Source organism: Emticicia sp. (genome assembly GCF_043780375.1).
In the GTDB taxonomy this organism is placed as follows: domain Bacteria; phylum Bacteroidota; class Bacteroidia; order Cytophagales; family Spirosomataceae; genus Emticicia.
On sequence record NZ_JAYWCU010000222.1, the window covers coordinates 1 to 13,895 of the forward strand.

The 13,895-nt window shown below is 34.4% G+C and carries 13 protein-coding genes; 8 read left to right on the forward strand and 5 right to left on the reverse strand.

Annotated elements, in window-relative coordinates; genetic code table 11:
- On the forward strand, positions 1-717 hold a 717-nt coding region (gene recA / locus ACH2CJ_RS17190; protein ID WP_394994426.1), incomplete at its 5' end, for a recombinase RecA.
- A 68-nt stretch (positions 718-785) separates the two neighbouring features.
- Here the strand turns inward: recA and ACH2CJ_RS17195 are convergent.
- Complete coding sequence (locus ACH2CJ_RS17195; RefSeq protein WP_394994429.1) at positions 786-1,223, reverse strand: hypothetical protein; 438 nt, start codon at positions 1,221-1,223, stop codon at positions 786-788.
- 285 nt (positions 1,224-1,508) lie between these two features.
- Between ACH2CJ_RS17195 and ACH2CJ_RS17200 the strand changes: the two genes are divergently transcribed.
- Entirely contained in the window at positions 1,509-2,906 is a 1,398-nt protein-coding gene (locus ACH2CJ_RS17200; RefSeq protein ID WP_394994432.1) for an arylsulfatase, read from the forward strand.
- Positions 2,907-3,314: 408 nt separating this feature from the next.
- On the opposite strand, the gene ACH2CJ_RS17205 is transcribed toward ACH2CJ_RS17200, so the two are convergent.
- From ACH2CJ_RS17205 to ACH2CJ_RS17215, 3 genes are all read right to left on the reverse strand, one after another.
- Positions 3,315-4,775, reverse strand: coding sequence for a hypothetical protein (locus ACH2CJ_RS17205; protein WP_394994434.1), 1,461 nt, complete (start codon positions 4,773-4,775; stop codon positions 3,315-3,317).
- Positions 4,776-4,833: 58 nt separating this feature from the next.
- Complete coding sequence (locus tag ACH2CJ_RS17210; RefSeq protein WP_394994437.1) at positions 4,834-5,373, reverse strand: RNA polymerase sigma factor; 540 nt, start codon at positions 5,371-5,373, stop codon at positions 4,834-4,836.
- A 153-nt stretch (positions 5,374-5,526) separates the two neighbouring features.
- Entirely contained in the window at positions 5,527-6,945 is a 1,419-nt protein-coding gene (locus tag ACH2CJ_RS17215; protein WP_394994440.1) for a PepSY-like domain-containing protein, read from the reverse strand.
- An 811-nt stretch (positions 6,946-7,756) separates the two neighbouring features.
- On the opposite strand from ACH2CJ_RS17215, the gene ACH2CJ_RS17220 reads away from it, so the two are divergent.
- The 5 genes from ACH2CJ_RS17220 (at position 7,757) to ACH2CJ_RS17240 (ending at position 11,564) form a co-directional block, all read left to right on the forward strand.
- On the forward strand, positions 7,757-8,455 hold the full coding sequence (locus ACH2CJ_RS17220) for a zinc metallopeptidase (protein WP_394994444.1): 699 nt from the start codon (positions 7,757-7,759) through the stop codon (positions 8,453-8,455).
- 102 nt (positions 8,456-8,557) lie between these two features.
- Positions 8,558-9,709: an iron-containing alcohol dehydrogenase gene (locus ACH2CJ_RS17225; RefSeq protein ID WP_394994447.1), complete on the forward strand. Its 1,152-nt coding sequence runs from the start codon at positions 8,558-8,560 to the stop codon at positions 9,707-9,709.
- Positions 9,710-9,754: 45 nt separating this feature from the next.
- Complete coding sequence (locus tag ACH2CJ_RS17230) at positions 9,755-10,507, forward strand: hypothetical protein (protein WP_394994450.1); 753 nt, start codon at positions 9,755-9,757, stop codon at positions 10,505-10,507.
- Positions 10,504-11,220, forward strand: coding sequence for a gamma-glutamyl-gamma-aminobutyrate hydrolase family protein (locus tag ACH2CJ_RS17235; protein WP_394994453.1), 717 nt, complete (start codon positions 10,504-10,506; stop codon positions 11,218-11,220). Before ACH2CJ_RS17230 ends, ACH2CJ_RS17235 begins: the two co-directional genes overlap by 4 nt.
- On the forward strand, positions 11,220-11,564 hold the full coding sequence (locus ACH2CJ_RS17240; RefSeq protein WP_394994456.1) for a HopJ type III effector protein: 345 nt from the start codon (positions 11,220-11,222) through the stop codon (positions 11,562-11,564). Before ACH2CJ_RS17235 ends, ACH2CJ_RS17240 begins: the two co-directional genes overlap by 1 nt.
- Positions 11,565-11,610: 46 nt before the next feature.
- On the opposite strand, the gene ACH2CJ_RS17245 is transcribed toward ACH2CJ_RS17240, so the two are convergent.
- Complete coding sequence (locus ACH2CJ_RS17245; RefSeq protein ID WP_394994458.1) at positions 11,611-13,419, reverse strand: hypothetical protein; 1,809 nt, start codon at positions 13,417-13,419, stop codon at positions 11,611-11,613.
- Between the two features lie 117 nt (positions 13,420-13,536).
- Between ACH2CJ_RS17245 and ACH2CJ_RS17250 the strand changes: the two genes are divergently transcribed.
- Positions 13,537-13,895, forward strand: a 359-nt coding sequence (locus ACH2CJ_RS17250) for an aldehyde dehydrogenase family protein (protein ID WP_394994461.1), incomplete at its 3' end; no start/stop codon positions are given.

Consider the following 13,895-nt stretch of genomic DNA (forward strand, 5'->3'; position numbering starts at 1 on the left):
TTGCTTATCTCGCAACCCGATTATGGCGAGCAAGCCCTCGAAATTGCTGAGCATTTGATAAGCTCAGGTGCAGTTGATATTGTTGTGATTGACTCGGTAGCCGCTCTTGTACCAAAAGCCGAATTGGAAGGCGACATGGGCGATAGCAAAATGGGACTACAAGCACGAATGATGTCGCAAGCAATGCGTAAACTCACAGGAACGATTAATAAAACTGGCTGTTGCGTTATTTTTATTAACCAATTGCGTGATAAAATCGGTGTGATGTTTGGTAGCCCCGAAACAACTACAGGCGGTAATGCTTTGAAATTTTATGCTTCAGTTCGCATTGATATTCGCCGTATTGGGGCGATCAAAGATGGTGATGATGTATTAGGAAATCGTACTCGTGTGAAGGTTGTCAAAAACAAACTTGCTCCGCCGTTTAAAGTTGTAGAATTTGATATTCTATATGGAAAAGGTGTGTCGAAAGCAGGTGAAGTACTTGACTTGGCAGTTGATTTAGAGATTGTTAAAAAAGCTGGTTCATGGTTCTCTTATGGTACTTCAAAATTAGGTCAAGGGCGTGACGGTGTGCGTGATATGTTGGTTGATAATCCTGAATTAATGGCAGAATTAGAAACAAAAATTAAAGCAACAGTAGCAAATAACGCTGATGCACTCATGGACGTAAAACCTGGTGATCAAGATGGCGTTATAGAAGACGAAAAAGAATAATAATATTAGATTATAGGAAATAAGTTTAAATCAAAAAAGACCACCTTTTAGGTGGCCTTTTTTTTGTTTTATAAAGTAGAATCACTTTTTGCGGGTTCTATTTTAACAGGAGTAGGTTCTGGTTTCAGCAAATCATCTTTCGGTGGTGTGATAAACTCCACATTATTAATAAAATATTTAGTATCGCCATTCCATGGAAACTGAAAAAACTTCTCCGAATAATGTAAAGTTACTCGCTCACCTGTTTTCAATGCCATTTGAAGTTTTACAATAGTAGTGTCTATCTTACATGAAAAATCGAAGTAACGAGGGGTAAGTGTACCTGTTTCGCCAGAATAACCACCTTCATTGAGAACACCTTCATAAGTTTTGAAAACATAGCCTCTTTCGCTGAGTTTCGAGATAGTACCTGCTCGCTCACCCTTCGAATAATAACCTGCTGTTAAATAATAACCGATGCCTAATAGCGATAATAATATGACAAAAAGTGTGATTTTAAATTTCATTAGTTAAAATGTTTAAATGAGTTTGTGAGTACAAAAGAACGGATTTTTTAGAAAAATGCAAAAAATATGTCGAAGCTGTTTAAACTTTAAAAATACAGATTCGATCTTCAATCTCTACCTTACTTTTTATCTTAATTCAAAAAGTAACAAAAAATTAAGAAAATTTAAACAGGTTAATCTTTCGATAGTTTGACTTTTTGAGTTGAATTTTATAAAGTTAGCAAGTTCATAATGCAATTTTTAAGAAAAACGCCTATCTTTCATCAATAAAAATAGGCAGCCTTTATGAAAAAAATCGTTTTACGCTTTGTATTAGTATCTGTTTTCTTGGCATTGATTTCGGCAAAAAAAGAAAATGAAATAGACAGTACAAAACCCAATATCATCTATATAATGGCAGATGATTTAGGTTATGGAGATTTGGGTTGTTATGGACAGAAGATTATTCCGACTCCAAATCTTGATAAAATGGCTGCTGAAGGACTACGTTTCACAGATTTTTATTCAGGAAACACCGTTTGTGCTCCCTCTCGCTACGCTTTGATGACGGGTTTACACATGGGACACGCCTATATAAGAGGCAATGGCGAATTTCCGATTAGGACTGAGGAAAAAACTTTACCCAAAACTATGAAAGAGAACGGTTATAGCACTGGTATGTACGGAAAATGGGGACTTGGACAAAGCAACAATAGTGGTTCGCCAGAAAAACATGGTTGGGACGAGTTTTTTGGTTATACTACTCAGGGGCACGCACATCGCTATTATACCAACAATTTATGGGAAATAAAATCGGGAAAATGTGTTGAATATAAAATGGATTCGTTGAAACATTCACATCCTGTTATCACAAATGCAGCATTAGAATTCGTAAAAAATCATCAAAAAAGTCCATTTTTTATGTATTGGGCTATCACGATGCCGCACGCTGAAATGTACGCTCCACAAGAAACTTTAAAAAAATACCTGAAAGCTGATGGAAGTAGTGTTTTTCCTGAAAACAAACCATTTATCCAAAAAGCAAAGGGAGGGCGATCGTATCGTTCACAAGACAAACCCAATGCCAATACCGCCGCCATGATTGACCACATGGATGCAGATATTGGTCGCTTGATAGCATTATTAAAAGAGTTAGATCTTGACAAAAACACTTATGTTTTCTTCACTTCTGACAATGGCCCTCACAATGAAGGTGGCCGAGAAATGGAGTTTTTTGATAGCAATGGCAAGCTAAAAGGCTTCAAGAGAGATTTATATGAAGGTGGAATCAGAGTGCCAATGATTGCTTGGGGAGCGAAAGTACCAAAAGGCAAAACCACCAACGAACCGTGGGCTAACTGGGACGTTTTGCCCACTTTGACAGATTTGACAAAAGCAAAATCACCACATAATATTGATGGGGTTTCGTTCGTAAATACGCTACATGGCAAAAAAACAAGCAAAAAACACGATTATTTGTATTGGGAGTTTTTTGAAAGGGGTTTCGACCAAGCAATAAGAAAAGGCAATTGGAAAGCAGTAAAACAAAGTGAAAAGGGCAATAAAATTGAGTTATACGATTTAAGCAAAGACCTTTCAGAAACAACAGATTTAGCTTCAAAATACCCCACTATTGTTGCCGAAATGGAAAAAATAATGAGCGAAGCACGCACTGATTCAGAGTTGTTTAAGGTAAAAAAGTAGCAATATTTAAATGTAACTTCATGCCAAGTTTCATTTATCGAAATTATCAAAAAAGAGCAATTTTCTTGTTTTAATGTTTGTTCTTTTCATGTAATCTACGGAACCTGAATTTTGAAAATCAATGTCAATTGCTTCCAAATTGTCTAAATTTTTGCTGTAATTTGCCGTAAAAGCCAGTTTGTTATCAATAAAAATTTCGATTTTCTGATTGCTGGTTTTGATATTTAGGTTAACAAATTCATTCAGATTGATACATAGATTTTGAAAATCGGCATTACAGCATTTATATGAAGAATTTATTCAATTTGGGGGGGTCCAGAAGTAATTTTTGCCGAAACGAAGGAAGATAAAATGGCTTATCTCAAAGATGTTATCAATGCCTATATTGAATTGGATATCAAGCTATTATCACATAAAATTAACTCTAACATTCAAACCAATATTATAAGGTCTGATTTGTAGGTAATTGTTAGCATCGAGCGATTGCGAAAGGCTATATCGGAAGGTTGGCTCTATCCAAATTGATTTACCATTTTTGGTAGGATACGATACTCCCACCGAAGCATTGAGATAATAGGCGTACTCATTATCATTAAGTACTCTAACGGCTTCTCCCCCACCTAAAATGTAAACTTCATTTTTCTTTTTTGAAAGCAAAAACGAATTATCAATTTTTAGTCCAACTGTCTGTAAAAACGCACTTTGATTAACACTTGTACCCAAACCTACTAAGGTATAAGTCTGATTATCAGTAGTTTGTATTTCGTACTCTCCTTTATTTACTTCATAACTTACTCGTTGTTGAATACCCGAATAAGTGAACGATGCACCAGTCGAAAAACGATTTGATAGCGGTTTCATTGCACCTATTCTAAGCTGAATACCCAAACGTTGAGCATCAAAGGCATTGAGAGTTCCTACTTGCTGAATATAGTTATTTGTTTGTGGCAGAATTGTTAAGGCCTGATAAGCCTGCAAAGGCATCAAGCTGGTAGTCAAAATCAGTTTTCTTCTAACCCGCTCTTCTTGCTCTAGCATTGGTCTTTCATTATTGTAGGCAATTGCACCAAAAGGTTTTCTGATGAATCTTTCTTTGAATGATTTACTACTTAAAATATTAAAAGTCAAGGTTTTATCATTCGACTCAATTTCAGGAATAACTATTTTTTGGTTTTCTGCAATTACATTCTCTCCGCCATTTTTATTGTGTTCTACTCTTATTGGCAAATTATTCTGCTCTTTCAGGCTCTTTATTTTGGCTTTGTTCTGAGCAAAAGTTTCTTTTTTCAAAAGTTTATCAACATTTTTATTTCGGCCTTTGATTTTATTTGGAAAAAATTTTCTATTTTCTGATAATTTTTCTTCTAAATTGTTTTTGGGGGAAGAATTAATTTGAGTATTTGGTTTATCAACACTATTTTTAGAGCTACCAAATTGCTGATTATGCGATTCGCCAGCAGCCTTTTGTACGTTTTTATTCAATGTTACATTTGAAGTGTCATCTTGCTTACTCCTACTTAAAAGCCAGCCAAAACCCAAAAGTAAAGCAATACTGGCTGCGATTCCTGCACGATAAAAAAATGGAAAAATGACTAAAAGACGTTTTTTCTCAGGCTCAATTGCGGCTTTAATTTTCGCCCAAGATTCAGCTTGAGGTTCGGCTTCATACGCACGAAATTTCTCAGAAAGCTCAGTAGACAACTGAATCTTATCCCAAGAATTGTCTTGTGGTTCAACTTCATAAAAACTAAATTTTTCTTTAATGTCTAAGCCAAAACGAATTTTTGCCCAAGAATCATCTTGAGGTACTGCTTCGTAGTCTTGAAACTTTTCCGAAAGTTTTTGTTGTATGTCGTCTTTTGATTTCATAACCCCCCAAAAGGGTATATATCTGCTATAAATTATTGTCTATTATTCATTCGCCCAATCATTGTACCACCCCCATTTCTTGTAATGTTTTTCTTAAATGTACTTTTGCTCTTGATAATTGAGATTTGGAAGTGCCTTCCGAAATACCCAAAATTTTAGCTATTTCGTTATGCTCATAACCATCTATCAAATACATATTTACAACCATTCGATAACCATCGGGTAGTTGATTAATTACCCCAACTATTTCTTCATGACCCAACTGCGAAACTATACCAATATCTGGCTCACTAAAATTCTCAATTACCTGATAATCAACAAATTGCCGTTCGTTTGAATTTTGTCGGTAGTGGTCAATAGCTGTGCGAACAACCAAAGATTTCACCCAATATTCAACCGATTCTGGTTTTTGCAAATCGTTTATTTTATTGAAAATTTTGATAAAAGCTTCTTGAAAAATATCTTCGGCTTCCATTACCGTTCGGGCATAACGACGACATACACCCAAAAGTCGACCTTTATACAGGTTGTAAAAGGCTGCTTGGGCTCTGGGGTCATTACGCTGACAGCCAAGAACTAATTCTATCTCATTTCGCATCCGAAAAGGGTTGCTATATTTTTAAGTAGTCAATAGAGGGCAATTAATAGTAAAAAACAGCATGATAATCAACAGTTTAAAATTGAAAACGGTTTACAACAGCATCTTGGGATAAATTTACTGTTGACCATTGGCTCTTGTCTATGGGCATATTTATCCTCTTCTTGCTAATAAGAAGTTAGAATCTGCATCAAAATTAATATAATAATAATCGTTTCCTACTTTGATTGCTATCAAATAACCCAAAACGGTGTTAAAAGTGTAGGTTACCACTCCTTTCTGAAAAACCCATCCTGCATAATTTTTATTAAAATATTCCTTTGCTTTATTCGGAATATCCTTTGCTTCAAGCGGCTTTTCGGCTATTTTACTGTCGGGTACTTTAATTGTTATTTCGGTTACTTTAAGCACTTTACCTTTTTCATCAAACGTATAATCGTAAGTAACATTCCCCTTTAAAATTGTTACCCAATATGTTTTTACATTTTTTTCGGTGATAAGCGATACTTGAATATATTTAAAATCTTTGTGTTTCTCATTTAAAAGATTAGTAATTTCTTTGGGCAAATCTTTTGGTAGAATCGGCTTAATGTCATATTTGTTGCTATTAGTGCCAATGTTGCCTCCTACTTGTTCTTTCCCAATTAACATACCATTTTTATCGAATTGCAAGGAATATTGTTTTTTATCAAAAGTGATTAAAATATTATATCCCAGCAAAGTTCCATTTTGTGAAATAGAAATGCCTTTTTCGAAAGCCCATCCTTTAAATACTTTATCTAAATAGTTTTTAATACTTATAGGTAAATCACTAATAATCAATGGCTTATCTTCTATTCGATTGGGGAGTGCATTTACCCCAAATGAGCTAGATTTTAGTACATTCCCCTTTTCGTCAAATAAATATTCAAACGAGGTTAAATCTTTACTAACAACTACCGAGTAGGTTTTGGTAATGCCATCAACAATAACTGCCGCCTTAATGTACTTATATTCTGGGTGCTTACTGTTGAGGTACGTTTTTATTACTTCGGGTAAATCTTTTTGTTCTATAAAATAAATCTTTGGTGGGTTTAGAACTGGTAAATTATTGTTTCTATCGTCAGTAATGAGCAGCGTTAGCGTACCTGTAGCATCAAAAACTAAAGTAATTTCTTTACCTTCTTTACTCTTAATTACTACTTTATATCCTTCAACTTTACCATTTTTGCCAATTTGTTGAGATGCATTTTTAATGGTTGCACCAGCATAATTGGTTTCAATATATTTCTTTATATTTTCGGGCAAAGCCACCTCTCCAGTCACCTTGTAAGTTTCTGTTATTATACCTAAATGATTAACAATGGCAGACATTGGCTCAACCTTCACTTCAAAATCTGACTGCCAAACTTTGTTATTTTCGATAGTTGAAAACTTTATTTTTGTAGCTTCAGGGAAAGCTTGTCTGATAGCATTGACCGTTGCTTGTGGCACCGCCTCATTTAGATTTTGTTGAGGTTGTAAATCTTTCACGCTATCGCAAGCCAAAAAAAACCAACTCATTATCAATATGAAAATAAATATATTTTTCATCTCTATTTTTTTGCTTATAGTTCTATAATATATACTGAAAGACGTAGCCAAATAAAATTTGGTTGCATTAGTACATTTCATGGTTACTAATGAATAGAAAATAGTCCATAAAACAGTAATAATCAACTGATTACAAGAAAGTTTTTCACAAAATTTTTTTCAACAGATATGCTACTAAATTTAGTAAAAGAGTGACAATTAGTATCGTTACCAGAGGAAAATAAAAGTCAGTGTGGTTGATCTCATAGCAAATATCGTCAAATAATAGTTTGAACCATTGAGATTTATCAGAAAAACAAACGTGGAACTCCGTCCGAATAATACAATCAAAAATTAAACTTTCATTGTATTTTGAAGTCATTATTATTAAAACCGTTTGAAGTATTATCACAAAAACAAAGAATATCTTATGAAAAACGCACAAAGGCAAATTGTAAAAATTATTAGAGAAAAGATATGATTTTCTTACGACCAAACTTTGTACTTTTGCTTGAAGTTTGAGTCATCTAAGATGTGTTTAAGTTTTTTGATTTGGGCTTAAAAGCACCTTTTTAACTTACTCTTCATTCAAAAAAGGCTTGTTTTGCTGGCAAATTTTTACTTTTCAACCTTATTAAGTCAAAAAAGTATCATTTTCTACCAGCAGAAAAACTTAAACAACCTCAAAAAGTATATAATGAAAATAAATTTATAAAAAAATTCATTACAATACAAAAAAAATCATTGGAACTGAATAATATTGATTATCGTTTTATTACTTAATTCCCACCCACTATACAAGTGGCTTATAAATTTAAAAAAAACAAAAAGTATGATTTTCATTATTAGTATTGTCTTTATGCTACTCGGACTGTTGGTATCGAGACGTTTAAAAAGTAAATTTGCCGAATACTCTCAAATACATTTAAGAAGCGGCATGACTGGGGCAGAAATTGCTCAAAAAATGCTTCATGATAATGGTATTTATGATGTACGAATTATCCAAGTTGATGGTCAATTGACTGACCACTACGACCCAATTAGCAAAACCGTTAATTTAAGTTATGATGTTTATACAGGTAATAATGCAGCTTCGGCAGCGGTGGCAGCTCACGAATGTGGACACGCCGTGCAGCATTCGGTCGCTTATGCACCGCTAAAAATGCGTTCAACATTAGTGCCAGTTGTCAATATAGCTACCAAAGGCATGAATCTATTCTATATGTTTGGTTTTATGTTTATGGGTTATATTTTCTCACGAAATACACCAATGGCACAGACAGTTTTATTGGTTTTGATACTTGCGAATGCTGTAATTGCTCTCTTTTCTCTAATCACGTTGCCTGTAGAATATGATGCCAGTAATCGTGCCTTGAAATGGATGGAAATGAAAAGCGTTGTTACTCCTGGCGAACACGATATGGCAAAAGATGCCCTCAAATGGGCAGCTTTGACTTACGTAGTAGCCGCTGCTGGTGCTGTAGCAAACTTGCTTTACTATTTGAGTATGTATTTGGGTAGACGAGACTAAATTACACTCGGAAAGCTAAAAAACCATAAATTAAACAATGCAATTTTGTTCAATTTATGGTTTTTTGTATATTCGTCATTATCATTTAAAAAAAACATAAAAGTGATTTCGCAATTCAATTTTCCTACAAAAATTCGATTCGGTGCGGGTGTAGTCGATGAACTTCCTGCCTATTTGAAAGAAAATAACCTTTCAAAACCTTTAGTTGTAACCGACCAAAACGTAGCTAATTTGCCATTTTTCAAGCAAATTTTGCAAAATTTACAAGCAAAAGGTATTAATACCGAAGTTTTCTGTGACATTCATAAAAACCCAGTTAAGTCTGATGTTTATAAAGGAGATGAGGTCTATTACGGTACGCACCGAGATAGTATCATTGGGATTGGTGGTGGGGCGGCAATTGACGTAGCGAGAGCTATTTTATTGAGAATCAATCACCGAGAAGATTTATTCAAGTATGATGATTTGATTGGTGGCGATGTATTTGTAACCAACGACGTACCGCATTTTATCACTATTCCAACTACCGCAGGAACGGGTAGCGAGGTTGGTAGAAGTGCTATCATTGCCGACGACGAAACGCATCAAAAAAAAATACTTTTTTCTCCAAAACTTTTAGCAAAAATAATCTTCGCTGACCCGATGCTAACGATGGATTTACCCCCATTTATTACAGCAGCAACAGGCATGGACGCACTTACGCACAACATGGAAGCATTTTTGGCAAAAAATTGGCATCCAATGTGTGAAGGTATTGCTTTAGAAGGCATTTCGTTGATACACAATTCTTTAGAAAAAGCAGTAAATAAACCTGCGGGCGGCGTTACGAATTTAGAATCTCGCAGCAAAATGCTGATGGCCTCATTGATGGGGGCAGTGGCTTTTCAGAAAGGTTTGGGCGTAGTTCATTCATTAGCTCATCCACTTTCGTCATTGCTCGATACCCATCATGGTTTAGCAAATGCAGTCAATATACCGTACGGAATGAAGTTTAATATTGCAGGATTTGAAGACAAATTTAAGCGAATAGCTCGCACACTTGATTTAAAAGATGAGTCGGGCGAAGCTGTTGTGCAGTATTTATTTGATTTGAATTCAAAAATTAATATTCCGCATCGCTTGCGTGATATTGGCGTGAAAAGTGAGCATATCGAAACTTTAGCCGACTTAGCAATAGCAGATTTTGCCCATCCAAACAATCCAAAACCTGTTTCAAGAGAAGATTTCAAAAAATTGTACTTAGAGGCTTTGTAATTAGAAAAAATATTTATATTTGTTTAGAAATAAATATATAAAACTATGAAACTCTCTTTGACTTTCATCATTTTTCTACTCTTTTTCAATAATATTCATGGGCAAAAACCTAATACCTATGATTATTTTTTAAGAAAAATACAGATTCCTGGTAGCAGTGATAGTAAAATCATTGTCAATAAAAACAATGGGGATACTACTTTTCAGGCTTATTACAATTCGAGAGATATTGTAAATAATACACATCAAGAATTCACAAAAACTTATAAAGGAACTCCATTCTTTAGAAATGGCTGGTACAAAGGGAAAATAAGCACAGAAAATGGCAAAGACATGGAGTTTTTGATGGCGTTTAATGTACAAAAAAGCGAACTTTATGTAGTAGAAGACCCCAGCAAAGATGCTCTAACAATCAAACCTCAAGCATTTACTATATCAGGACATCATTTTAGTCAATTTGAGAAAGCTTATTTTGAAGTAATTTATATTAGTAAAAGTGTAATTTTGAAAGAACATTCTTGTGTTTTAAATGCCAACAGTTCGGTCGAAAAAACAGGTTATGAGATTTCTGGTGGTGTGGGCGAATATGAAGGTGAATTTATTAAATCTTCTAAATATTTTATGCTAAAGCAAGATGAAGTCGTACAATTACCAAAAGGAAAACAACTTTTGAACCTTTTTGGTAATAAAAAAGATGTCGTAGGTGAATATATCAAAGAAAATAAAATTAATCTAAAATCAGAAAATGGAATTGTAAGTGTTTTTAAATATTACGATTCTTTGGAAAATCCTCAATGAAAATAGGAATCACCGACTGCGGAGCAAAATACCCCATTTATGAACGCTGGATTTTATCGCAAAGTCCTGCGAGCGGCGTTTCTAATATTGAAACTGTTAGGCTCAGTTATAAAGAAAATAATTTTGAGCAAATCAAGCAATGCGACGGTATCGTGCTGACTGGCGGAGAAGATATTCACCCAAAATATTATGGCAAACCCGAAGCAATAAATCTTTGCAACTCCGACTTTATGGACGAGCAAAGAGATGAATTTGAATGGAAAGTTTGTGAATATATTTTCGAGAAAAAGCTACCCGTTCTCGGCATTTGTCGAGGTTTGCAATTAGTCAATGTTTTCTTGGGAGGAACACTTATTTCTGATATTCCAAGTGTTGGAAAAAGTGACCATTCTAAATTTCACGAAGGTCAAGACCGCTACCACGCAGTAGAGGTTTTGCATGACTCTGAACTATCGAAAATCACAAATATAGTCTTCGGAGAAATAAATTCGGCTCATCACCAATCGGCTGATTTTATAGCTAAATCATTGAAAATCAATGCTTTATCGGATGACAGAATCGTAGAGGGATTAGAATGGAAAGACGCTGATTTTGAGCATTATATGATGCTTGTACAGTGGCATCCTGAGAGAATTATTAATGCCGAAGAAAATAGTTTTTCATATAAAATCCGACAAAGTTTTGTCGAAAATATTCAATCAAAAATACAATAATGACTCTCGATTCTTTTCTACAAAAACTCAACGCAACACCTAATCAAATAGAGTTTGCCGATACAATGGCAGTCATAGAAGCCTTGTATGATTTTACACCAACAGCTTTTCAAAATGGTGATTTACGCAACGAAGTAGGGCAGAATTCTGGTTCGTGCAAACTATTTTCATTTGCTAAACTTCAAAACTTTACAGTCGAACAAACACTCAATTGTTTCGGAGCTTTTTATAGAATTGACGTACTTGAAAACCCAGAAGCGAGCAATCATCAAAATATCAGAAACTTTATAAAAACTGGTTGGGATGGTATTTCGTTTGAAGGAATGGCTCTGGCTGGTAAATAAAACAGATTTCGTTGCCGTCAGTTTTTAACAGTCGGCAACGAAGTTTTTAAAATTTATCTCCAATCGGCAAACCGATTGATTTTAACAAAAGTGAGGCATTAAAACTCCTACAAACCCCTTCTTTTATCAAATAATCGAACAATAATTCACCATTTTCGGTGGCATATTCAAAATAATAGTTTTTTACAGTTTCAGGATATTTCTCTGAAATTTCTGTCATTCGGAGGTCATGTGTAGCAACCATCGCAAAAGCATTTGAGCTTACAATTTTCTCCAATAAAGCCATCGAACCTGCCAGTTTATCTTCCGAATTTGTTCCTCTAAGCATTTCATCAATCAAAAAAAGTGAATTTTCGTTGCTATTGATGGCAGCCAAAACCAATTTTATTCGTTCAATTTCTGCCTTAAAAGTGGAAGCATTTTGCTGAATCGAATCTTTGATTCGCATATAACAAACGAGTTTGATTCTAAGACTTAAACTCATTTTCTTGGCAAAAACTGGGCAACCTGCATAAGCCAAAACGATATTCAATCCTATTGTTCGGAGAAACGTGCTTTTTCCCGACATATTTGAACCTGTAATGAGGGTTAGGCGATTTTTCTCATCAAAAACAAAATCATTGCTCACGGCATTTCCCTCATTTATCAAAGGATGTCCCAATCCAATTCCTTGTAAATTAAATTTTTCTTGGGCATTTATTGCAGGAAAGCACCATTCTGGCTTATTAAAATGCAACGTTGCAAAACTGGCATAACATTCAAAAACGCCAATCGTATCGAATATTTTTACAAAAAAATCAGGATTCTCTTGTAACCATTTTCGCAATTTAATTACCTGAACTGGCTCAAAAGGTGAAGCGATTGTTAGAAAAAGCGAAGCCAGCATATTTTTTCGCATATCTAATTTTTTCAAAATCACTACAAAATCATCAATCGGATTTTTTGTATTTAAGTGTGAAATTGGTAGTTGTTCGTGGGTAATTTTCAAAATTTTTGATTCCCAATTTTCTTGAGCGATAAGTCCTGTTGCAACGCCAAATTTCTCCATCAATCGTCCAGCACCTCCAACTGTATTAAAATATTCTTCGGTATGGTTTCTATTTATTCCTGTCAATCTAAAATTAACCAAAGCAAGGAAAATAACACCGTAGCCAGCAAAAGTAGGTGAAACAAAATAAGCCGAAGCCAAAACCCCCAACCACAAAAAAGGCAAGACTTTGCTATAAATGCCAATAAATGCTTCGAATTTAAGATGTGGCGGATGCTCAATTTGGTTTAAAACCTCGCTTACGCCTCGCTCTTCGGTGGAAATTTTAAACATTGATGCAAAAAAACTCAATCGCCAATCGGTTTTAGACGAAATTTCTTTGCCTGCTTCTTGCTTTTCAATAACAGAAAAAGTGTTGTTTTCGTCCAAAAGTTGATGTGCCAAATAATCATTTCCTGATTTACTTTTGGCACGATTGATTAAATGAAACAATGAACCTTCACCAAAAATATCCAAATCATCGCTGAAAGCATGTGTTGGTTTTGCATATTCTTGTCCATTATAATAGACATTTATTAATCCTTCTAAGCAATTCAACTCGTTTTTGATTACAGCGAGTGTCGTTTCTTTTAAGTCAATTTCAGCATCAATTTTTTCATGCTTTTTTACTAAATAATAAAAAGAAAGTATGCCTACCACAATAGAAATCGAGCCTACAATTGCATGAATTTTGAAAAGTTGATAGACCAATATCAAAAGCCCGATAGTTAGGAACAATCTTAGCATCGAAATTTGGTTACTTTTCTTTTTTAATTCTGCTGTTTCAGCAAGTAATGTGGCTATTTTATCTTGATAAGTCTTTTTCATTTGTGTGTTTTCGATATGAGCAACAAAAATAACGAACATTGCTTGAGTTTTAGGGATATTTGTAAAGTTTATCGGTTTGAATGTTTATTTTTGTTAAAATTTAATCTCAAAGTTTTCATGCAAATCATCAATCCAGCTACCGAAGAAATTATTACAACATTACAAGAAGATTCAGCAGAAAGTCTTCAAAAAAAATTAAAAACTTTACAAAAGGGACAAAAATCTTGGGCTAAAACAACTCTGAAAAAACGTATTACCATTTTTGAAAAATTTTCTGATTTATTAGCCGAAAATATTGAAGAATTGGCGTTTACGCTTACTTCCGAAATGGGAAAACCGCTTCAACAAGCACGTAATGAAGTAAACGGAGCAAGAGTGCGTATTAAATATTTCGTAGAAAATTCACAAAAATATCTCAAAGATGAAATCGTAACTCGCCAAGAAGGTTTAACCGAACGAATTTCTTACGAACCATT